The organism is Citrobacter sp. CK202 (genome assembly GCF_030333225.1).
GTDB lineage: Bacteria > Pseudomonadota > Gammaproteobacteria > Enterobacterales > Enterobacteriaceae > Citrobacter_B > Citrobacter_B koseri.
In genome coordinates this window covers 25,814-48,418 of the sequence record NZ_JAOWGI010000029.1, presented here as the reverse complement: position 1 = coordinate 48,418, position 22,605 = coordinate 25,814, and the positions used below count along the sequence as shown (strand labels likewise).

Genomic DNA, 22,605 nt, shown 5'->3' with positions numbered 1-22,605 from the left:
TTGAGGTTCACACGACAAAGTCCGGCAAACCTACCCCTTCGAATAGCCAATGCCAGCACACAAAAAGTTTTGGGAAAAAAACTTTCTTGTAACGTGGGGTCGCAGGATTATAGAGAAGTCAGGGGCAAAGATCGACCCCTTTTTGTGATTTGCAATGGGTTTTGTGCGGGGCATTTCTGCCGGTCTGATAAGCGAAGCGCCACCAGGCAACCTGCGCCGGATGGCGGAGAAACGCCTTATCCGGCCTACGGCATATGCGAACGTTTCAGATACTCCTCGCTCTGCATCTCCTGCAAACGCGACAAACAGCGCTGGAACTCAAACTTCAGGCGTTCGCCCTGATAGATCTCATATAAAGGCGCGTCGGCGCTCACCACCAGCTTCACATGGCGCTCGTAGAATTCATCCACCAGCGCGATAAAACGGCGCGCTTCGCTTTCCATCAGCGGCGTCATGACCGGCACATCAAACAGTAGAACCGTGTGGAACAGGCGCGACAGCGCAATATAGTCATGCTGGCTGCGAGCGTCCACGCATAAGGTGATGAAGGAGACCGCCAGCGTCTGGTTTTCCACCCCCATCGTCGGTAACGGACGATGATTCACCTCCAGCGTTGGCGCATTCTCACGTTTCGCACCGGCCAGCGCCAGCCAGAGTTTATCCATCTGTTGCTGCGTTTCGTTATTACGCGGCGAGAGCCACAGATGCGCCTGCGTCAGCGTGCGCAGACGATAATCCACCCCGGCATCCACATTCATAATGTCGCAATGCGCTTTGATAGCGTCGATAGCCGGAAGGAAGCGGGTACGTTGCAGGCCATTGCGGTACAGCTCATCCGGCGGGATGTTCGAGGTCGCCACCAGGGTAATGCCGCGGGCAAACAGCGCTTTCATTAAGCCGCCAAGCAGCATCGCGTCGGTGATGTCGGAAACAAAAAACTCATCAAAGCAGAGCACATCCGTTTCGGCTTTGAAACGATCGGCAATAATCTCCAGCGGGTCGGTCTGCCCCTGTAGCGCCGTCAGCTCCTCATGCACGCGCAGCATAAAGCGGTGGAAATGCAGACGCTGTTTCCGCTCGCCCGGCAGACTATGATAGAAGAGATCCATCAGCCAGGTTTTCCCTCGCCCGACCCCGCCCCACATATACAGACCACGCACCGGCGCATTCGCTGACGGTTCACGTTTGCCAAGCAGTTTACCGAAACGGGCCATCAGTCCGCCGGTTTGCGGCGCCGGAGGCGTTTTGGCGATCAGCGCCTGGTAAATCGACTCCAGTCGGTTGACCGCATCTTTTTGCACGTCGTCGGGTTGATGGCTGCCATCGTTGAGGGCCTGAAGGTAACGCGATGTGGGGGAAATGCTTTGCATGATGTTATTGTTATTCCTTGAAAATCGATATGCCGACGTTCACGGCTGACGAAAAAAAGGCCGTTCTACATTACGTGATATAAACACGGGATTCCACTTCTACGGGATTAGCGGTTATAGTGGCATAATCAGGCGCAGGCATGGAGCCTAAAGCCAACACCCTACGGAAACAAAAGACAACGGGAGATGTTCATGACCTGGGAATATGCGCTAATTGGGTTAGTCGTCGGTATCATCATTGGTGCCGTAGCCATGCGTTTTGGTAATCGTAAATTACGCCAACAGCAGGCATTGCAGTACGAACTGGAAAAGAATAAAGCTGAGCTGGAAGAGTATCGTGAAGAGCTGGTCAGCCACTTTGCCCGCAGCGCCGAGCTGCTGGATACCATGGCGCATGATTATCGTCAGCTGTATCAGCACATGGCGAAAAGCTCCAGTAGCCTGCTGCCGGAACTGTCTGCGGAATCGAACCCGTTCCGTAACCGTCTGGCGGAGTCTGAAGCCAGTAACGATCAGGCACCGGTCCAGATGCCGCGTGACTATTCCGAAGGCGCTTCCGGCCTGCTGCGTAGTGGCGCAAAACGCGACTAATCGCACATCGTTAAGAAATTTTTCGGGCGCAGCGATTGCGCCCGTCTCTTCTCTCCTGTCCCAGCTATTATTTAGTCATTAACCTCATTGTTACCAGGCCGAAAATTCAATAACATCAAACTGTTTTGAATCGTCTTTCCGTTCACTCAAGGTACGAGAGCAGGCTCCATGAAAAAACAAATCCCGTTGTTAAGTGCATTAGCGTTAAGTGTCGGGTTAACGCTCTCGGCACCGTTTCAGGCCGTCGCATCGATACCCGCGCAGATTCCCGGTCAGGCGGCGCTCCCTAGTCTCGCGCCAATGCTGGAAAAAGTGCTGCCGGCCGTGATTAGCGTGAAGGTTGAGGGAACCGCGCCCCAAAGTCAGAAGGTTCCAGAAGAGTTTAAAAAGTTTTTTGGCGACGAGTTGCCTGATCAACCCTCTCAGCCGTTCGAAGGGCTGGGGTCGGGCGTCATCATTGACGCCGCCAAAGGCTACGTTCTGACCAATAACCATGTCATTAATCAGGCACAGAAGATCAGCGTTCAGTTAAATGACGGACGCGAGTTTGACGCTAAACTGATCGGCAGCGACGACCAGAGCGACATCGCGCTGCTGCAAATCCAGAACGCCAGCAACCTGACGCAAATCGCCATCGCCGACTCCGACAAACTGCGCGTCGGCGACTTTGCCGTCGCGGTAGGCAACCCGTTTGGTCTGGGGCAAACCGCCACCTCCGGCATTGTCTCCGCGCTTGGCCGGAGCGGGCTGAATCTGGAAGGGCTGGAAAACTTTATTCAGACCGACGCCTCGATTAACCGCGGCAACTCCGGCGGCGCGCTGCTGAATCTCAACGGCGAGCTGATCGGCATCAACACCGCTATTCTGGCACCTGGCGGCGGTAGCATCGGCATTGGGTTTGCGATTCCGAGTAATATGGCGCGCACGCTGGCGCAACAGCTGATTCAGTTTGGTGAAATTAAACGCGGCCTGCTGGGAATTAAAGGCATGGAATTGACCGCCGATATCGCCAAAGCCTTCAAGCTGGATGTACAGCGCGGGGCGTTCATCAGCGAAGTGCTCCCGGGTTCAGGTTCCGCGAAAGCGGGTGTGAAATCCGGCGACGTGATCACCAGTCTCAACGGCAAGCCGCTGAGCAGCTTTGCCGAACTGCGCTCACGCATCGCAACGACGGAACCCGGCACGAAAGTGAAGCTCGGTCTGTTACGCGACGGCAAACCGCTGGAAGTCGAAGTCACCCTCGACACCAGCACGTCATCCTCCGCCAGCGCGGAGATGATCGCCCCGGCATTGCAGGGCGCAACGCTGAGCGATGGTCAGTTAAAAGACGGCAATAAAGGCATCAAAATTGATAACGTTGAAAAAAGCAGTCCCGCCGCCCAGGCCGGTTTGCACAAAGATGACGTGATCATTAGCGTTAACCGCGATCGCGTGCACTCGATTGCGGAAATGCGCAAAGTGCTGGAAGCGAAACCGTCGATTATTGCGCTACAGGTCGTACGCGGTAACGAGAACATTTACCTGCTCCTGCGTTAAGTCATCGTTAACCGGACATCAGCCCCGCGTGCGATGTCCGGTTAACTCGTGGTATGCTGCTGCCGTTCCCTTTTTTAATGACGCCTCCATCATGTTTGTGAAGATCTTACGTTCGGTCGCAATTGGTCTTATTGTGGGTGCCATTCTGTTGGCGGCCATGCCCTCGCTGCGCAAAATAAATACCCTGACCACACCGCAATTCGACAGCGCGGATGAGACGCCAGCCAGCTATAATTCGGCGGTTCGCCGCGCCGCGCCTGCCGTCGTCAACGTTTATAACCGCAGTATGAACAGCACCACGCATAATCAGCTTGAGATCCGTACGCTGGGATCGGGCGTGATCATGGATCAGCGCGGTTACATCATCACCAATAAGCATGTGATCAACGATGCGGATCAGATCATCGTCGCCCTACAGGATGGACGCGTGTTTGAAGCGCTGCTGGTTGGTTCGGATACGCTGACGGATCTGGCGGTGTTAAAGATTAATGCCACGGGCGGTCTGCCGACAATCCCGATCAACACGAAACGCTCACCGCATATTGGTGATGTGGTTCTGGCCATCGGCAACCCGTATAACCTGGGGCAGACCATTACTCAGGGGATCATCAGCGCCACCGGGCGTATCGGTCTGAACCCAACCGGACGACAAAACTTCCTGCAAACGGACGCCTCCATCAACCACGGTAACTCCGGCGGAGCGCTGGTTAACTCGCTGGGCGAACTGATGGGCATTAACACCCTGTCATTTGATAAGAGTAACGACGGCGAGACGCCGGAAGGGATCGGTTTTGCAATCCCGTTCCAGTTAGCGACCAAGATTATGGATAAGCTGATCCGCGATGGTCGCGTGATTCGCGGTTATATCGGCATCGGTGGGCGAGAAATCGCGCCGCTGCATGCGCAGGGCGCCGGGATGGATCAAATCCAGGGGATTGTGGTCAATGAAGTGTCGCCGGACGGCCCGGCTGCGCAGGCGGGTATTCAGGTCAATGATGTGATCATTTCAGTCAACAACAAACCTGCCGTTTCCGCTCTGGAGACCATGGATCAGGTTGCTGAAATACGTCCAGGTTCGGTGATCCCGGTGATTGTGATGCGTGACGATAAAAAGCTGACGCTCCAGGTCACCATTCAGGAATACCCGGCGACAAATTAACGTAATAAAAAAACCGGAGTCATCTCCGGTTTTTTACTGTGTCTCGGTTAACTTGTAGGCCGGATAAGGTGTTTACACCGCCATCCGGCTTGCACAAAAGCGCTTACTTGTTAACGAACTCTTCGCCCAGGGCGATATCTTTTTTCAGCGTATCCAGCATACCTTCCAGCGCATTCTGTTCAAACGCGCTCAATTTGCCGATAGACTTGCGCTCTTCCACGCCGTTTTTACCCAGCAGCAGCGGCTGAGAGAAGAAGCGCGCATACTGGCCGTCACCTTCAACGTAGGCACATTCCACCACGTCCTTCTCGCCTTGCAGCGCACGCACCAGAGAAAGACCAAAGCGCGCAGCAGCCTGACCCATAGACAGAGTTGCCGATCCGCCGCCAGCCTTCGCTTCAACCACTTCCGTACCCGCATTCTGGATACGTTTGGTCAGGTCAGCCACTTCCTGCTCGGTGAAGCTGACGCCCGGGATCTGCGACAGCAGCGGCAGAATGGTCACGCCAGAGTGACCGCCGATAACCGGAACTTCAACGTCGGTCGGCAGTTTGCCTTTCAGTTCCGCGACAAAGGTGTTGGAGCGGATGATGTCCAGCGTGGTCACGCCAAACAGTTTGTTCTTGTCGTAAACGCCTGCTTTTTTCAGCACTTCAGCAGCGATAGCGACGGTAGTGTTCACCGGGTTGGTGATGATGCCCACACAGGCTTTCGGACAGGTCGTTGCGATCTGTTGTACCAGGTTCTTCACGATACCTGCGTTGACGTTAAACAGGTCGGAACGATCCATACCCGGTTTACGCGCCACGCCAGCCGAGATCAGTACGACGTCTGCGCCTTCAAGCGCCGGGGTCGCGTCTTCGCCGGAGAAACCTTTGATTTTTACTGCTGTAGGGATATGGCTCAAGTCAACGGCCACACCTGGGGTCACTGGAGCGATGTCGTACAGGGAGAGTTCTGAACCTGAAGGCAGTTGGGTTTTTAACAGTAGTGCAAGCGCCTGGCCGATACCGCCGGCAGCGCCGAGGACTGCGACTTTCATCCTAAACTCCTTATTATATTGATAAGCTAAGTGTTTGTTGCTCCGCGGCGGCGACCATAATTCACAAATCCAATGAATACAACCACCACGCGTCAAGAATGCGTAGTCACGCAAATTTGGCTTTTATGCATTTAACTTACGTAATAGAAAAGCTAATTTACGTAATTCAAAAGCGCCTGAACCACAGAACAACTTTCCAACAGGTGCTGACAATATACTCTACTGCCCCTCCAAAACAACATCAATTTGATAACATTTAATTTACTTTTAAGCTTATTTGCGCGCCGTGACGCAGGCATGTTTCTTGATAACGGAATTTGATAGAATTCCGCTCTTTCATAACATTATTTCAGCCTCCGGTGAGGCAGACTGTTTGCATAAAAATTCATCTGTATGCATAATAATGTTGTTTCCATCCTCATATTACGGGTGACTTATGCGAAGCTCGGCTAAACAAGAAGAATTAGTCAAGGCGTTCAAAGCGCTACTCAAAGAAGAAAAATTCAGTTCACAGGGCGAAATCGTCCTCGCGTTACAGGATCAGGGCTTTGATAACATCAACCAGTCCAAGGTCTCGCGCATGCTGACCAAGTTCGGCGCGGTGCGTACCCGCAACGCAAAAATGGAGATGGTCTACTGTCTCCCGGCTGAGCTAGGCGTGCCAACCACCTCCAGCCCTTTAAAGAATCTGGTGTTAGATATCGACTACAACGATGCTGTTGTGGTGATCCATACCAGTCCTGGCGCCGCACAGCTGATCGCGCGTCTGCTGGACTCGCTGGGGAAAGCGGAAGGCATTCTCGGAACCATTGCCGGTGACGACACCATTTTCACCACCCCCGCGAATGGCTTTACGGTGAAAGATCTGTACGAAGCCATTCTGGAACTGTTCGAACAAGAGCTGTAATCCCTTCTCCCCGTCGTTAAGCGCGACGGGGAAAAAACCTGCCGCCACCTCTTCTGCGTCATTTTTCACTGCCTGTCATTTAACAAATAGTGCGTTTAACCGTCAAAAATCATTTACATGGTGAATGTGCATTGGAAAAAACGCACAAATTGCAAAATTTCATATCCTTATGATTTTATTGAATTTAATCTTAACAACATGCTTTTTAACACGTTTTTAATTCCATACGGTTATAAAAAAACAAATCATTAACACACAATAACCCATGAAACCATTAGCGTGGTATTAATTAATCGCGTGATTAGTGTATACTTGATTTTGTGATGAGGGTCACGAAACACAGACCCTAATAAAAGAATTCGACGAGGTAAAAATCATGAAAATCAAAACTACTGTTGCAGCATTAAGCGTTCTGTCCGTTCTCTCTTTTGGCGCATTCGCAGCCGAATCCATCAACGCAGAACAAGCGCAAGGCCGTCAGGCTATCGGCTCTGTTTCCGTAAGCGCTATCGGTTCTTCCCCGATGGATATGCATGAAATGCTGAACAAAAAAGCAGAAGCAAACGGCGCATCCGCCTATCAGATTACTGAAGCACGTAGCGGCGACAACTGGCACGCTACGGCAGAACTTTACAAATAAACCCTCGTCGTCTAGTCCGACGACTTGCCCCCGACTGCCGGGGGCTTTTTTATGTTTGTCGTCACGAATGGCGAACATTAAACCGCAGCTGCCCTTCCAGTTCCTCTTCTGCTTCATCAAACAGCAAAATCAGCGCGCCGTAGCGCCTGCGCAGTTTTTCCGGCAGATGAACAAACTCAATCTCCAGCGGCAATGGCAGCACCTCGCTCATGAGAGTATCCCATAGAGAATCAAGATCGCCGACTTTCTCTCTGGCAAGGCCAAACATCCGCGTAAACTCGCGGTAAAAATCGTTCTGGTCTTCTATTTCATCAAAATCAAAGGTATAGATGTTCATAGCCAGCCACCATCCCCGACGCAGTCACATTACAGGCCGCCGATGTGCAGGGTCTTCACTTCCAGAAACTCTTCAAGCCCCAGCACCGATCCTTCACGTCCCAGACCCGACTCTTTCACCCCGCCAAATGGCCCCAGCTCGGTTGATACGGCGCATTCATTAATCCCAATCATGCCGCTTTCAATCGCCTGGGAAACACGGAATACGCGTTGTAAATTTTGCGTGTAGAAGTAAGCCGCCAGGCCAAACGGCGTATTGTTGGCGCGCTGAATGACCTCGTCTTCACTGGTAAAACGAAAGCAGGCCGCGACCGGCCCGAAGGTCTCTTCACTGGCCAGTTTCATCCCATCGCTACAGTCGCCCAGTACGGTGGGCTGCCAGAAATTCCCGCCTAACGAATGCGCTTTAGCGCCTGCCAGCACCTTCGCCCCTTTTGCGATAGCGTCCTCAACGTGCTCACGCACTTTATCGACAGCCGCCGGTTCAATCAGCGGGCCGACGATCACGCCCTCCTCCAGACCATTTCCGACCTTCAGTTTTTGTACGGCATCCGCCAGCTTGCGGGTAAATTCGTCATAGACCGACTCATGGATATAGAAACGGTTAACGCTGACGCACACCTGCCCCGCGTTGCGGAATTTATTGGCGATCGCCCCCTGTACCGCAGCGTCAATATCCGCATCGTCAAACACGATATACGGCGCATTGCCCCCCAGTTCCATCGAGACTTTCTTCATCGTGTCAGCCGCGTTACGCACCAGCGTTTTCCCAACGGCGGTCGATCCGGTAAAGGAGATTTTGCGTACCTCGTGGCTGGCCATAATGGCGTCGCTGATCTCTGGGGTATTGCCCGCGACGGCGTTCAGCACGCCGTCAGGTACGCCAGCTTTCTTCGCCAGCGTCAGCAAGGCGAATGCGCTAAGCGGCGTGTTATTCGCCGGTTTAATGACCCCTGTACAGCCTGCCGCCAGCGCCGGGCCTAATTTACGGGTCAACATTGCCATCGGGAAGTTCCACGGCGTAATCGCCGCCACGACGCCAATCGGTTCACGGGTGGCAAAGATCCGCGATCCGGGTTTAATCGGCGGAATTATTTCGCCATTTGCCCGCTTCGCCTGTTCAGCAAACCACTGGATGAAACTGGCGGCGTACTCCACTTCGCCTTCTGCCTCTTTCAACGGCTTCCCCTGCTCAGTGGTCATCAGACGGCCCAGCCAGGATTTATGCTCAATGATCAGTTCATACCAGCGATACAGAATGGCCGAGCGCTCTTTTGCCGTTTTGACCCGCCAGGTAGGGAAGGCTTTTGCCGCCGCCGCAATCGCCTCTTCGGTCTCTTTTTTACCGGCTTTGGCAACGGCGGCTATCGTTTCACCGGTTGCCGGATTAAGAACATCGAAGGTGTTATCCAGCGTTTTCCAAAGTCCATCAACCAGATATCCCGTCTGAAAAAGTTCGTTGTCCTGGAGCGTTTGCATGGTTCTTTCTCCTCCTGATGTCATGTTTTTCGCACGTCAGATAAGTATAGCCACAAAAAAACCGACGCTTTTGGCGTCGGCTCCTGAGTGTTAGTTATCCGTCAAGGCGTGCTGATATTTGTGCAACATGCCGGATAGCCGTTTTACCGGCTCCGTCACCCGTGGCGGCGCTTCCCAGACTCGCAATTTTTCCTGATAGACATCAAGCTCATCCAGCAGTTGTCCAAAGTAGCGCCGACGCTTATCGTCATTTCCGGCTGAAATCACATGATCGGCCGTACGCCGGAGCTGGCGGTGAAAAGCAGATAAATCATGATTGACCGGGATGGGCGCATCACGCAGACGTTGGTGTGCAATGATCATCGTCAGCGCCAGACGAAACTTCGGCAGGTCGCCCGGGAATTTGTTCATTAACAAGAACAACTGCTGATACAGCGCCGGAAGGTGGTTCTCTTTACGGCGCACAACGTTGGTGGTCATTGCAGACACCGCTGCGGAAACGAACTGGTTAAGCAGTACACGTCCGGTTCTGTCGCGTGAATTATCACGAACCAACAGAATGACGATAAACGCCATCATGCACCCCACAATCTGCCCGAGCGCGCTGTCAAGGAACTGGCTGAAGTGGAAGGTCATCGGGTTGTCCAGCACGATGATGTTAATGGTACTGGCCAGCGCCCCCATTGAACCCAGCCGCCGTTTCTGGACTTCGATCCCGAGAAAGAATCCCAGCACCGCCAGGCTCAGACACAGCAGCAACATGCTTTGCTGTGTATTCGGGATGATCACTAAAAAATAGAGCAGGCCCAACGGCAGCGCCGCCAGCGTCCCGTAAATAAAGTCGATAGCGACCATGCGCGGGTTGGGCAAGCGCATCGCCAGCGACGTGACGACCGCAATCATCACCATCGCGCCACTTCCCGACGTCCAGCCCGTCCACAGCCAGAATAAAGTACCCAGCACACAGGACAGCGTGGTACGCCAGAAGTTAACCATCGCGTGATGTCGCTCGGCAGATTCCACCTTCACGACGGGCTCGCCCTGCAACACTTCCTCTTCCGTCACGCTGATTTTGGCGTTGCCAATCACGCCGCGCTTCAGCAGCAGATAGCGCGTCGCCGCACCGGCCCAGGTGTAAAGGGTTACGGGCGTTTCACGTTCGCCGGTCCAGGCGATGATGCGACGCATCCGCTTAAGTTGTTTATGTACGTCCTGCGCGGTTTCGACGGGCGTTTCGAACAGCTCGCGGAAGGTATCGGTGATCAACTCCGGGTGAGTGTTCTGAATCAGGTATGTTTCACAGGACTGGGTGATCAGCGTCAACGAGAGCGTATTCAGCGCTTTCAGGCGGCGGTTGGCGCGCCCCCAGCGCGATGACTCCATATTGAGATTGCTGCGCATGCCTTCCAGCGCCGCCGTCCGCCGCACCAGATCGCCCCAGGCTTTGTCCACTTCCTCACTGTCGCCGTGCTTAATACACAGCTGCATCAGCTGGTATTGCGCCACCAGCAGACCGTCGACTTCACGATCCACTTCCTGTTTCACTGAACGCGGCGAAAAGAGCAGATCCGCCATAATGGCGCAGACGATACCAATCACGATCTCGCTGCAACGTTCAACCGCGAACTGCGGCGTCAGTAGTGGCTCCGCCTGAATGGTAATGACGATGATCAGCGCCGTATACCCGGACAGCCCCCATGCATAAGAGTTTTCAACCCGCACCAGCGAGGAGATCCAGGTACAAAATCCCGCCCAGATACAGCACACCAGAATCATTAATAACGGCGCGCGAATCATGGTGATGATAATGGTCAGCGCGGCGATACAGCCAATAAATGTCCCGATGATACGCAGCATCCCGCGATAGCGAATCGCGCCGGAATAGGGTTCCCCACCGGCGGCGAATGCCGGGCCTGCGGCGACAATCGCGGCGGTCAGCACCGCCCAGCGCGGCGTCTCAAGCTGAAAGTGAAAGCCAACGAACAGCGCCAGGACGATGGCGCATGCCAGTTTTACCGCAAAGCGGATATGCTGGTTGGCAATGGAGAAAATACCCATGGTGATTAACCAAACTCGCGCAGACGGTGCGCCATTTTACGGAAGAAGGAGTCCTGCGTTTCATCACGATCCTGCTTGCCGGTAATCACAACGGTTGCGGTTGTCCCGGCAGGCCACAGGTTGTCCTGCTGATCGTCCAGACGGATACGTACCGGAACACGCTGCGCCAGACGTACCCACTCCAGATTGGAGTCGATGGTCGCCATCCCTTTGGCGTCACGCGTGCTGCTGGCGTTAGTGACCCCAGCCGCCACGCTGTCAACGGTGCCTTTCAACACTTTGTTACTGCCAAGCGGCGTTATCTCTGCGCGATAGCCCGGACGGACGCCTTCCAGTTTGGTCTCTTCCATATAGGCCAGCACGTAGAAAGAGTGCTGTTTCACCAACGCAACCGCCGTTGAGCCACGGGTAATAAACTCGCCGGTGTAGACATTCAGGTTGGTGACCCAACCGTCAGCAGGGGCGCGAATCACGGTACGTTCGAGGTCTAATTTTGCCAGATCGCGCGTCGCCTGCGCTTTGGCAAGCTGATGTAATACGGTTTGCAGAACGTTATTGGCCTGATCGATCTCTTCACGCGACATCGCCTGGACGCCAAGGCGGTTACGGCGGCCAGCCTCCTGGCGTTTTTCCTGTGCCAGCACCTGGTAGTAGGCAACATCAGCTTCCGCTTCTTCGAGGGCTTTTTTATAGCGCGGCTGATCGATGGTGAACAGTATCTGGTCTTTCTTCACCAGCTGGTTATCATGCACACTCACGTTGGTGATAAGGCCCGCGACGTCTGGCGCAATGGCAACCACGTCGGCGCTGAAGCGCGCGTCACGCGTCCACGGCGACTCGGTGTAATAGACCCAGGCACGGAAAATTGCGATGAAGGCCAGAATGACCAGTACGAGCGTGATGGCCGTACGAGAGAGTTTTCTTGTTAGTGTTTTCACTTCTACCTCAAACGAACAAGCGCGATATTAAATAGAACAGGCAGCAATACAGCGCGGTATTAAACAGAGCCGGATGCCAGACGAAGTCATAAATGCCGGTTGGAACCAGCATCCGGCGCACCAGCCAGAAAATCGCCAGTGACAAAAGTAATTCGAAAAATATCGGTGGGAAGGAGAGACCAAACACCACGATAACGGGAAACAGACTCATGTTGACCTTGATTTATAAAGAGAGTGCAGGCGATACAGTTTTCAGCCAATGCCACCGCAGGGAAGGGCGTGGAAAGCCAGGCGAGAGCGGCATAGCGGTTATTTGAATAATAATATATTAACGTAACTGTTATGCTGTTATCTATAATATGTGATCTAAATCACTTTTAAGCCAGAGTGAATAATGGAAAGATTAAAACGCATGTCGGTGTTCGCCAAAGTCGTTGAATTTGGCTCCTTTACCGCCGCTGCCAGACAGCTACAAATGAGCGTTTCCTCTATCAGCCAGACCGTGGCAAAACTGGAAGATGAGCTACAGGTTAAGCTGCTAAACCGCAGTACGCGCAGCATTGGGCTGACCGAGGCCGGTAAAATTTATTATCAGGGTTGCCGTCGGATGCTGCACGAAGTGCAGGATGTCCATGAGCAGCTTTATGCCTTCAACAACACGCCTATCGGCACCCTGCGAATTGGTTGTTCTTCAACCATGGCACAAAATGTCCTCGCCGGGTTAACGGCCAAAATGCTGAAAGAGTACCCTGGCCTGACGGTTAACCTGGTGACCGGCATCCCGGCGCCGGATCTGATCGCTGATGGTCTGGACGTGGTGATCCGCGTCGGTGCGTTGCAGGACTCCAGCCTGTTTTCACGCCGTCTGGGGGCAATGCCGATGGTGGTGTGCGCCGCCAAAAGTTATCTCGCACAATTTGGCGTGCCGGAAAAACCCGCCGACCTCAGCAATCACTCATGGCTGGAATACAGCGTGCGCCCGGATAACGAGTTTGAGTTGATTGCGCCGGAAGGGATCTCCACCCGGCTGATCCCACAAGGACGCTTCGTCACCAACGATCCGATGACGCTCAGCCGCTGGCTGACCGCAGGCGCCGGGATCGCCTACGTTCCGTTGATGTGGGTGATCAATGAGATCAACAGCGGAGATCTGGAGATCCTGCTGCCTCGCTACCAGTCCGATCCACGCCCGGTTTACGCGCTGTATACCGAAAAAGATAAGTTGCCGCTGAAGGTGCAGGTGGTGATTAACTATCTGACAGACTATTTTGTCGATGTCGCGAAGCTATTTCAGGGAATGTACGGTCGGGGAAAAGAGAAGTGATCAGCAGCCCGCCTGTAGAACAGGCAGGCCGGATAAGGCGTTCACGCCGCACCCGGCAAAATGCCCGATAACGTAACGGCGTATCGGGCCTACAAAACGACTTTACGCGGTGCCGCCCACGGTCAGGTTATCCACTTTTAACGTCGGCTGGCCCACGCCTACCGGCAGACTCTGCCCTTCTTTACCGCAGACGCCAACGCCGTTATCCAGTTTCAGATCGTTCCCGACCATAGAGATCTGCTGCATCGCTTCGATACCAGAACCAATCAGCGTCGCCCCTTTCACGGGTTTCGTCACCTTACCGTTTTCGATCAGGTACGCTTCTGAAGTCGAGAACACAAATTTCCCGGAAGTGATATCCACCTGCCCGCCGCCAAAGTTAGGCGCATAGATACCGTATTCCACAGACTCGATAATCTCCTGCGGCGTGGATTTCCCGGCCAGCATATAGGTGTTGGTCATACGCGGCATCGGCAGATGCGCATATGATTCACGACGTCCGTTACCGGTCGGCGCAACGCCCATCAGACGCGCGTTGAGTTTATCCTGCATGTACCCTTTCAGGATGCCGTTTTCAATCAACACGTTGTACTGGCCCGGCGTACCTTCATCATCAATGGCGACCGAACCACGGCGATCGGCGATCGTGCCGTCATCAACCACGGTACACAGTTCAGACGCGACCAGTTCACCGATATGGCCGCTGAACACCGACGTACCGCGACGGTTGAAATCCCCTTCCAGTCCGTGGCCTACCGCTTCGTGCAGCAGCACGCCAGGCCAGCCCGCGCCCAGCACAACGGGTAATGTTCCCGCCGGAGCGGCAACCGCCGACAGATTCACCAGCGCCATGCGCACTGCCTCTTTCGCCCAGGCATCGGCGCGTACTTCACCGTCTAAATCGCCTAAGAAAAAGTCATAGCCAAAACGACCGCCGCCGCCGCTGGAGCCGCGCTCGCGTTTACCGTCTTCCTCTACCTGCACGCTGACAGACAGACGCACCAGCGGGCGCACATCCGCCGCCAGCGTACCATCGGTCGCTGCCACCAGAATCAGCTCATACACGCCGGTCAGGCTGGCCGTCACTTCCTGTACGCGCTTGTCGGCTTCACGCGCCGCCTTGTCCACGCGACGCAGAATGTCGAGTTTCTCTTCGCGGCTCATGCTCTGTAGCGGATCAATGGCGGTATAGAGCATCGGGTGCTCCACCGCGCCCAGTGTTTTTACTTTGCCGTCGCCGCTGTCGCGCACAATGGTACGCGCGGCCTGCGCGCTCTGCTCCAGCGCTTGCAGGCTGATCTGATCGGCATAGGCAAACCCTGTTTTTTCACCGTTGATAGCGCGCACGCCAACGCCCTGATCGATGTTGTAAGAACCATCTTTGATGATGCGATCTTCTAAAACCCAGGATTCGTGATAGCTCGACTGAAAATAGAGATCGCCGTAATCGAGACGGCGTTCGGCCAGTTGGCCCAGAATGGCAAACAAATCCTGATGGTTCAGGCCGTTCGCCGCTAGCAATTGTTCACTTACCAGGTTCAGACTCATCGTTTTGCTACTCGTTAGTTACTGTTGTAGGCCTGATAAGACGCGCCTGCGTCGCCATCAGGCGCTTCAATGCCGGACTGCGGTAGAAGTTATGTAGGCCGGATAAGCGCAGCGCCATCCGGCTTTTGCAGTTCGTCATTCATTTCTATTTACTGAGATTGGGGCAATTACTCGCCCCCGTCAAATCATTGCTGGCTTTCTTTACGCGGCTGGCGCAGGACTTCGTTAATCTGCGGTTTGTCTACCGGGCCCGTGATGCGATAGCGCAGAATGGAGACTTTGCTCCACAACGGCCCCAACACTTTACTCGCGGCAAATACCGCCGCCCCAACAATCGGGTTCACCGCAAACGCGGCGGCAACCCCTACCGTGGCGGAGATTTCCGGTGCGACGACGGCTTCAATATCGAGTTCCCGACGCACCAGATTGACAGAACCTTTCATGGCGATGTCGGCCTCCAGCCCATCCACCAGCGTATCGTCAGTGTGCATCACACCGTCTTTGATCCACGCCGTACTACGAATAGAGTCAAAGTAGAAACCGTCGCTGAACGTATCGCTAAAATCAAAACGCAGCTTACGCAGCAGTGCGTCAAAACTCAGCAGACGCAGAAGCTGCCCCGCATGACCGGTGCTCAGCTCGGTAATTTCACCTTTCCCCAGGCGGGTACGTAAAATGCCATTAAGGGAAGCCTCATCCGGCTGCCAGGGCAGGTTACGCCAGTGTAAGTCATAGTCCACGTTAAACGAGGCGTTGCGGATAGGGGTTGAAACGCCAAAGAATCCCGCTGCGGCATCAATTTTATGGCCGCGCAGTTTCCCCTTCAGCGACGTGCGCTCGCTACCCGGCGTGTTCACCCAGACCCCCTCAGCCGTCAGCCGGGAGAAGCCCGTATCCAGCAGCCCGTTACTCAGGGTCAGCGTATTTCCCTGAATCGCGACGTCGCCGTCAATACGCCCATATTTTTGCCCCCACAGCCAGCATTCAACGCAGCGTAACTGCACATCAGGCCAGCCACGGAAACTGACTCGCTCAAGGGAGGAGAACGGCGAGGTCGCCTGCGCGCCGTCTGTACGCTTCGCCGCGCTCGGGTTGTAATACAGGTATTTGATGTTCGCCTGCCACGGGGCATTATTGCGTATCGCCAGCGTGGCGTTAACCTCGCGCCCCTGCGCTTCGACCTTCTGACCATTCAGCGACGGCTCAGAGACAATGCTCAGGTTATTCCACTGTTGCCCGCCCAGCGACAGCGAAGGCGTTCGTAGCGTCACGCGCTGCGGCAAACTGGTCTTTGCGCCAACGTTATCCGCCGCGCCTTTCTGGAACAGCGCCAGCCACTCTGCGCCATCCATTGCCGGAAGATTAAGCTCAACGCCTTGTCGGTCAGGCAATGTCGGCGTGGTGCGGCTATCCGTTGTCCAGATTGCCCGATCCAGCGTCAGTTTCTGATTCAGCAGCCAGCGGCTGTTAAAGTGATTATTTTTCCCGGCGCTGCCGGTCAGCGCGAAGCTACGCAAGTTACCGTCAGCCTTAATGCTCACCGGCAAGGATTCCCCGGCCTGCTTGTCGAGCGGTGACGGTAAGTGACTGCTCACATTCTTCAGGTCGCCTTTCAGTTCTACGTTGTATGTCGCACCAGAGTGATAAGGAAGCGCAATGCCCACTTTACCGTTCCACGCCATACCGCCGCTTATAGCATCGTTCACCTGCGCAGGTAGCACGCCCATACGGCCCGGCTGCCAGTTGCCGTTAAGGTTGACGTCGACCTGATAGGCCTTTTCCCCTTCATTGGTGGAGAAATCCACGTTCAACGGCTGATTAAACCAGTTTGCCGTTAACGGTTCGCTCTTAAGATTGCCGTTGTTGAAGCTGAACTTACCGCTCAGGTTCTTCAGCGTGCTGTCGAGCGGCTTAATGAACAAACTATTATTACGCAGCGAGACGTCCCCTTTGGCGGTGACCAGCTCGCCATCCAGCGGAATATCAAGATGTAAGCGAGCATTCACATCGCCGTCAATCTGGAGTTGCTCCAGCGTGGCGCCGAGAGAATCTTTCAGCGGCGTGTCGTCAAAATACGGGCCGACCGCTTTACCCGGCCCATTGATATCGGCATCAATCAGCAGCTTTTCTTTGGCATAGTCCGGGATGATCGCGGTCAGATTGCTGGCCTTAACACCGCCCAGATTGACGCTATCCGCCTTCATCCACAGGCCATCGTTCAGGAAGTCCAGCTCAATGTTGAGGTCGGTCAGCGCGGGCCAGTCCGGCTGGAAAGCAAACTTCGCGTTACGCAGCGGCACCAGCACTTCAAACTGACCTTCATTATGTTTGTAGGGGAAAAGATGTGGATTGCCGCCATACACCAGCGTGGCGTTATCCGCTTCGCCGCCCTGAATCGCGCCGCTAAGGTAATCAACCAGCTCTTTGCCCATCAGGTTTTCCGGGAAATAACGCCAGGCCTGTGAACCGTCATCGGTGCTAATCCCCGCCAGAATCCCCAGCCAGGGCTCCTCTCCGGCGGGTTGCAGGTAACGAAAACCGCCGCGCGCATGTACGGCTTTCGCTTTCACGTCGATGTTGCGCCCGTCCAGCTGAAACCCTTTGTCATTCTTCAGCCAGGTGAGCGTCGCCACGCCGTTTTCAATTTCCAGCGGTGCGCGAAAGACGGTTTCATACGGCATTTCGGCCTGCTGCATCGAGGCGGTCAGCGCGCCGTTTTCCACGCTGCCGGACAAGGTGCCGGAGAAGTGTTCCGCGCCCGGTAAGAGCTTCCACTGCTTCCAGGCGAGGTTATCCCACGACGCCTGGAAACGCGTTTTCTCCGTCGCCTGTAGCGGGATATCCAGCGCGAGAGTGTCTATTTTTCCACGTGGCTGTGTGGCCTGCCAGATGTCGCCCAGCGCAGGCGAGAGTTTCGCAGCCACCGGACGCAGTCCGTCCATATCGGCCAGTTCAAGGTTGCTGGCGCGAATACGCAATTCATCGCTGCGTATGTTGTTCTGACCGCCAACTTCTTGTTCCGGCACCCAGGCCAGCGTTAACGCGCCGCGCGGCCAGGGTTTGCTATCCAGCGTGATACGCGTGTCAGGAATATAAAACTGCCAGCCCGGCTGTTCGCGCGTAATGTGCGCGGTCAGGTTATCAACGGAAAGCGTGTGCGAATGATTATCGCCCTGCCAGCTCGCGCCGCCCTGCTTAAGCCAGATATCGCCGTTGGAGACTTCGCCTTTCGTGAGCGTCATCCAGCCTTCCAGGCTAAAGCGTGCGGTTTGCAGCGCCACGTTATCCTGCATCCATTTGCCCAGCCACGGCTTCACGTCAATATCGTCGGCCTGTAGCCAGACCCGACCGTTGTTCAGCAGCCCGTCGTCGTCACGCAGATCCATACGAACCTGCATCACGCCATGCTGCCCGGTCAGGCTGGAGAGACTGACCTGACCTTCCGCGCGGTGCCTGTCTTTGCCGTTCAACCAGGTAAGCTGCGGGATCGCCAGTTCGGCTCGCTGGCCTGATAAGGTCAGAAAGCTAATTTGGCTGTCCCGGAGATCGAAGTGATCAAACTGACGCAGGAAAAGATCGCTAATACGGTTGGTTTCAATGCCTTCGTCGCTGTCACTGCGTTGGATCGGCGTATTGGTGCGGATGTGCAGTTGCCAGAAGGTGAGATCGCGAAACTGCCAGCGCATATGCAACAGGCTTTGCCAGACATCCAGCGCCAGCGTGACGCGCTTTACTGAAAGCTCACCGCCATCTTTCAAACTGGCATGGATGTCCCGGGCTTCAAGCGTGGGGCCAAAGGTTTGCCAGTTCGCATGCAACTGGCTGGCGGCAACAGGAATACCCGTGGCAGATTCAATTTTGCTGAGGATCGCCGGACGCCAGCTATCCAGATGGGGGAGCGCAAGGCGCAATCCACTGATCAGCAGCGCAACGACGACGACGAGCGCGGCTCCAGTGAGCAGTAATATCCCCGGCAATCGCCTCACGCGTCTCTCCTTGTCTGCCAAAAATGTGACTCACAAACCCGTTATCCGGCCTGGAAACGGCGGTCTTTTACATCATTACGACGTCAAATTGCTCCTGGTTATAGAGCGGTTCAATCTGGACTTTAACTTGCTTGCCGACAAAAATTTCCACCTCTGCCAGCGCGTGCGACTCTTCACCTTTTAACGTTTCCGCCACCGCCGGAGAAGCATAAACGAGGAAACGATCGGAGTCGTAGGCATGATGCACACGCACGATTTCACGCATAATTTCATAGCAGACGGTTTCCACCGTTTTCACCGTACCGCGTCCATGACACGTTGGACATTCATTGCATAGCACATGTTCCACGCTTTCGCGGGTACGCTTGCGGGTCATCTCTACCAGACCCAGTTGCGAAAAGCCGTTGATGCTGGTTTTCACGCGATCTTTGCTCAGCGCCTGCTCCAGAGAATGCAGTACCCGACGGCGATGATCTTCATTATTCATGTCGATAAAATCGATGATGATGATACCGCCCAGATTGCGCAGACGCAGCTGCCGCGCAATCGCCTGCGTCGCCTCAATATTGGTATTGAAGATCGTATCATCAAGATTACGGTGCCCGACAAACGCCCCGGTATTGATATCAACGGTGGTCATGGCTTCGGTTTGATCGATAATCAGATAACCGCCGGATTTCAGCTCCACCTTGCGTTCCAGCGCGCGCTGAATCTCATTTTCAACATCAAAGAGATCGAAAATCGGCTGATGACCGCTGTAGTGTTCGAGCTTGCTGGTCATCTCGGGGATATATTCCGCGGTAAATTCCAGCAATGCCTCGTACGTCAGACGCGAATCCACGCGGATTCTGTCCAGCTCGGCATCGGCAAAATCACGCAGTACGCGCTGCGCCAGCGCCAGTTCGCCGTACATCTGATAGCGCGTTTGCGGCCGCTTTTTACGCTCCATGACTTTCGTCCAGACGCGTTTGAGGTAAGCGGCGTCCGACGCCAGATCCTCTTCGCACACCCCTTCCGCCGCCGTACGGATGATAAATCCGCCCTGCTCGTCGCAATACTCCGCCACCACCTTCTTCAGGCGTTCACGTTCGGTTTCGCTTTCAATACGCTGAGAAACGCCAACGTGCGACGCGCCGGGCATAAAGACGAGGTAGCGGGAAGGCAGCGTGATGTCCGTCGTCAGGCGCGCGCCTTTGGTGCCAAGCGGATCTTTTACCACCTGCACCATCAGATCCTGCCCCTGACGCACCAGCTCAGAGATGTCGCGTACGGTGAAGTTCTTTTGCTCTTCACCCGCCACGCATTCGGTATGCGGCATAATGTCTGAAGCATGAAGAAACGCGGCTTTCTCCAGTCCAATATCTACAAAAGCCGCCTGCATACCCGGAAGTACACGGCTTACACGGCCTTTGTAGATATTGCCTACGATGCCTCGTCGCGCTTCACGCTCAATATGAATTTCCTGAAGAATACCGCCATCAATGTACGCCACGCGTGTTTCCGATGGCGTTACGTTTACCAACAATTCAGCCGTCATGTTTATCCCTTTTCTCACGCAGTGCGTTAAAATTGCTCAGCAACTCATACGTTTCAACCAGCGGTAAGCCGACCACGGCGTGATAGCTGCCGTTTATCTTCCTGACAAAACAGCCACCCTGCCCCTGAATACCGTATGCTCCAGCTTTATCCATAGGCTCACCGCTAGCGACATAGCCCGCGATGTCCTCATCACTCAGTGTTCTGAACGTCACCTCCGTCACCACCAGACAATCCAGCACGTACTGGCTGTCCGCCAGCGCGACGGCCGTCATCACCTGATGCGTCTGCCCCGACAGTTTGCGCAGCATATGCGCCGCGTGTTCTGCATCGCGCGGTTTCTCCAGCACTTCACCGTTAAGAATCACGATAGTATCGGCGCCCAGCACCGGCAAGTCGCGCGCCGTTTGCGCTACGCCTGCCAGCGCCTTTTCCCGCGCCAGACGGGAGACATACTGTTGCGCGCTTTCGCCTTCGCCACGCGTTTCTTCAATTCCCGTAACGATACGTGCAAAAGAGACGCCCAGCTGCGCAAGCAGCTCCTGGCGGCGAGGTGAACCGGAAGCAAGATAAACGTCAGTCATAGAAACCTTTACTGCACAGCAAACTGCTGGCGCACTTTGCGCATCAGCAGGAAAAGCCAGGGCCAGAGCACACCGTTTACTACACTACTCCAGAATACTTCCGGTCTGAAAGAGACGTTGATCACTAAAAACTCGGCCCAGAAAACAATAATGTCCACAACCAGTGAGAGCAATATCACCACCAGCGCCTGTTGCCAGAGCGCCAGGTTACGGAATAGCTGGAATTTCAGTGCAACCAGATAAGCAATGATACTCATCGACAAGGCCCGCACGCCAAGCGTGGAGCCGCTGATCAGATCCAGTATGGCACCCATCACAAAACCTGTACCCACATTTACGCGGTGCGGCAGTGCGAGTATCCAGTACAGCAAGATAAGGAGCACCCAGTTTGGCCGGAAAACGATGATGTCATCCGGCCAGGGCATGATTTGCAGCAATAGCGCAATAAGAAACGAGAGCCAGATAACCCAGCGACCCTGGCTACGATAACTTGCCACTATTGCCCCCCCGTTGCGCGCGTAGCCGCCGGTTGTTGAGGCGCGGCAGGCGCCGGGCTAATCCCCGTGGCAGGGTCCGGCATTGGCGCTGGCGGCCCCATCGCATCTGGCGAAGGCAGAACCTGCGGCATCATCTGCATCAGTCGTTCGTTAGCGACGCGATGCACATCTTCCGGCGTCATCGGATTAGCGCCGTTGCGATCGGCTCCCCACAGCAGCAGCAGATAACGCAAACGCTGTAAACCCGCAGTCGGACGCGCCTGAATCACGGTGTAAGCACGTTGGGTGTCCAGCTTGACGGACGAAACCACGCCCACCGGATACCCTTCCGGGAAACGGCCGCCCAGACCCGACGTTACCAGCACATCGCCAACGCGAATGTCGGTGTTTGCCGGTAAATGCTCAAGCTGTAAATCGTCCGTGCAGCCGTTACCAGCGGCAATGACGCGGATATCGTTACGCAGCACCTGAATCGGCAACGCATGTGTCGCATCGCAAATAAGCAGAACGCGGCTGGTCAGTTTCGCCACCGCAACGACCTGGCCCACTACGCCTTTGTCGCTGATGACCGGTTGCCCCTCATAGACCCCATTCACGCTTCCTTTGTCGATCACCACCTGATCGCTGTAAGGATCGTTAACCGTGGAGATGACCTGAGTCACCATTTTTTGTTCGTCCTGACGCAGCGGCGAACCCAGCAGCTCGCGCAAACGCGCGTTCTCCTGTTTGTATTGCCCCAGCATCAGCAATTCGCTGTTTTTCAGCAACAGTTCCTGGCGCAGCGCCCGGTTTTCAAGTTCGAGTTGGTCACGCGAAGCCAGCGTTTGCGACACGCCGTCGAGTAATTCACGGGGACCATTGGAAATAAAGTAGAAAGGGCTGACGGCGGTATCCATGTACGTGCGGATTTGGCTGAACGTCCCCAGGCGGCTGTCGGCTATAATCACGCCGAGCGCCACCAGCACCGCCAGAATAAGGCGAATCTGTAGCGACGGGCCACGGCTAAAAATTGGCTTCATAAGTTTGCGTATTCTCGTATCAGAGTCGGCAGGGTAATCAAACCATCACCCTGCC

Annotated in this window: 19 protein-coding genes; 6 read left to right on the top strand and 13 right to left on the bottom strand. The window is 54.8% G+C overall.

Annotated features, from left to right (window positions below; all coding sequences use genetic code 11):
• Window positions 1-245: 245 nt before the first annotated feature.
• Window positions 246-1,370 (bottom strand): cell division protein ZapE, encoded by a 1,125-nt coding sequence (gene zapE, locus OGX84_RS19965; RefSeq protein ID WP_049010584.1) that lies wholly within the window; start codon window positions 1,368-1,370, stop codon window positions 246-248.
• A 192-nt stretch (window positions 1,371-1,562) separates the two neighbouring features.
• Here zapE and zapG point away from each other — a divergent pair, with 192 nt between their 5' ends.
• From zapG to degS, 3 genes are all read left to right on the top strand, one after another.
• Window positions 1,563-1,961 (top strand): Z-ring associated protein ZapG, encoded by a 399-nt coding sequence (gene zapG, locus OGX84_RS19960; protein WP_042292056.1) that lies wholly within the window; start codon window positions 1,563-1,565, stop codon window positions 1,959-1,961.
• A 168-nt stretch (window positions 1,962-2,129) separates the two neighbouring features.
• A complete protein-coding gene (gene degQ, locus OGX84_RS19955; RefSeq protein ID WP_200024214.1) occupies window positions 2,130-3,497 on the top strand; it encodes a serine endoprotease DegQ in 1,368 nt (455 codons plus the stop codon).
• Between the two features lie 91 nt (window positions 3,498-3,588).
• Complete coding sequence (gene degS / locus OGX84_RS19950; RefSeq protein WP_012135367.1) at window positions 3,589-4,656, top strand: outer membrane-stress sensor serine endopeptidase DegS; 1,068 nt, start codon at window positions 3,589-3,591, stop codon at window positions 4,654-4,656.
• 103 nt (window positions 4,657-4,759) lie between these two features.
• On the opposite strand, the gene mdh is transcribed toward degS, so the two are convergent.
• Window positions 4,760-5,698 (bottom strand): malate dehydrogenase, encoded by a 939-nt coding sequence (mdh, locus tag OGX84_RS19945; RefSeq protein WP_012135368.1) that lies wholly within the window; start codon window positions 5,696-5,698, stop codon window positions 4,760-4,762.
• A gap of 436 nt (window positions 5,699-6,134) precedes the next feature.
• Here mdh and argR point away from each other — a divergent pair, with 436 nt between their 5' ends.
• The gene (gene argR / locus OGX84_RS19940; protein WP_012135369.1) at window positions 6,135-6,605 is read left to right on the top strand and encodes a transcriptional regulator ArgR; all 471 of its coding nucleotides are present in this window, start codon (window positions 6,135-6,137) and stop codon (window positions 6,603-6,605) included.
• A 376-nt stretch (window positions 6,606-6,981) separates the two neighbouring features.
• Window positions 6,982-7,245 (top strand): peroxide/acid stress response protein YhcN, encoded by a 264-nt coding sequence (gene yhcN / locus OGX84_RS19935; protein WP_012135371.1) that lies wholly within the window; start codon window positions 6,982-6,984, stop codon window positions 7,243-7,245.
• A 61-nt stretch (window positions 7,246-7,306) separates the two neighbouring features.
• Here the strand turns inward: yhcN and OGX84_RS19930 are convergent, their stop codons facing one another.
• The 5 genes from OGX84_RS19930 to aaeX form a co-directional block, all read right to left on the bottom strand.
• A complete protein-coding gene (locus OGX84_RS19930) occupies window positions 7,307-7,582 on the bottom strand; it encodes a barstar family protein (protein ID WP_047460936.1) in 276 nt (91 codons plus the stop codon).
• Between the two features lie 29 nt (window positions 7,583-7,611).
• Complete coding sequence (locus tag OGX84_RS19925; RefSeq protein WP_104868126.1) at window positions 7,612-9,060, bottom strand: NAD-dependent succinate-semialdehyde dehydrogenase; 1,449 nt, start codon at window positions 9,058-9,060, stop codon at window positions 7,612-7,614.
• A gap of 90 nt (window positions 9,061-9,150) precedes the next feature.
• The gene (aaeB, locus tag OGX84_RS19920; RefSeq protein WP_012135374.1) at window positions 9,151-11,118 is read right to left on the bottom strand and encodes a p-hydroxybenzoic acid efflux pump subunit AaeB; all 1,968 of its coding nucleotides are present in this window, start codon (window positions 11,116-11,118) and stop codon (window positions 9,151-9,153) included.
• A 5-nt stretch (window positions 11,119-11,123) separates the two neighbouring features.
• Window positions 11,124-12,056, bottom strand: a complete 933-nt coding sequence (aaeA, locus tag OGX84_RS19915; RefSeq protein ID WP_012135375.1) for a p-hydroxybenzoic acid efflux pump subunit AaeA — start codon at window positions 12,054-12,056, stop codon at window positions 11,124-11,126.
• Window positions 12,057-12,063: 7 nt separating this feature from the next.
• A complete protein-coding gene (aaeX, locus tag OGX84_RS19910) occupies window positions 12,064-12,267 on the bottom strand; it encodes a p-hydroxybenzoic acid efflux pump operon protein AaeX (protein WP_000051840.1) in 204 nt (67 codons plus the stop codon).
• Window positions 12,268-12,450: 183 nt separating this feature from the next.
• On the opposite strand from aaeX, the gene aaeR reads away from it, so the two are divergent.
• Window positions 12,451-13,380, top strand: a complete 930-nt coding sequence (gene aaeR, locus OGX84_RS19905) for an HTH-type transcriptional activator AaeR (RefSeq protein ID WP_012135377.1) — start codon at window positions 12,451-12,453, stop codon at window positions 13,378-13,380.
• 102 nt (window positions 13,381-13,482) lie between these two features.
• Here aaeR and tldD read toward each other — a convergent pair whose 3' ends face one another.
• The 6 genes from tldD to mreC all read right to left on the bottom strand — a co-directional run bounded on the left by tldD (window position 13,483) and on the right by mreC (window position 22,550).
• Complete coding sequence (gene tldD, locus OGX84_RS19900) at window positions 13,483-14,928, bottom strand: metalloprotease TldD (RefSeq protein WP_047460926.1); 1,446 nt, start codon at window positions 14,926-14,928, stop codon at window positions 13,483-13,485.
• A 185-nt stretch (window positions 14,929-15,113) separates the two neighbouring features.
• Window positions 15,114-18,914 (bottom strand): AsmA2 domain-containing protein YhdP, encoded by a 3,801-nt coding sequence (yhdP, locus tag OGX84_RS19895; RefSeq protein WP_112001509.1) that lies wholly within the window; start codon window positions 18,912-18,914, stop codon window positions 15,114-15,116.
• Window positions 18,915-18,981: 67 nt separating this feature from the next.
• The gene (gene rng, locus OGX84_RS19890) at window positions 18,982-20,451 is read right to left on the bottom strand and encodes a ribonuclease G (RefSeq protein ID WP_012135381.1); all 1,470 of its coding nucleotides are present in this window, start codon (window positions 20,449-20,451) and stop codon (window positions 18,982-18,984) included.
• Window positions 20,441-21,034, bottom strand: a complete 594-nt coding sequence (locus tag OGX84_RS19885; RefSeq protein ID WP_071257705.1) for a Maf family protein — start codon at window positions 21,032-21,034, stop codon at window positions 20,441-20,443. Before OGX84_RS19885 ends, rng begins: the two co-directional genes overlap by 11 nt.
• Before the next feature lie 8 nt (window positions 21,035-21,042).
• Window positions 21,043-21,531, bottom strand: a complete 489-nt coding sequence (mreD, locus tag OGX84_RS19880) for a rod shape-determining protein MreD (protein WP_012135383.1) — start codon at window positions 21,529-21,531, stop codon at window positions 21,043-21,045.
• Window positions 21,531-22,550, bottom strand: a complete 1,020-nt coding sequence (mreC, locus tag OGX84_RS19875) for a rod shape-determining protein MreC (RefSeq protein WP_049009237.1) — start codon at window positions 22,548-22,550, stop codon at window positions 21,531-21,533. Before mreC ends, mreD begins: the two co-directional genes overlap by 1 nt.
• Between the last annotated feature and the right edge of the window lie 55 nt (window positions 22,551-22,605).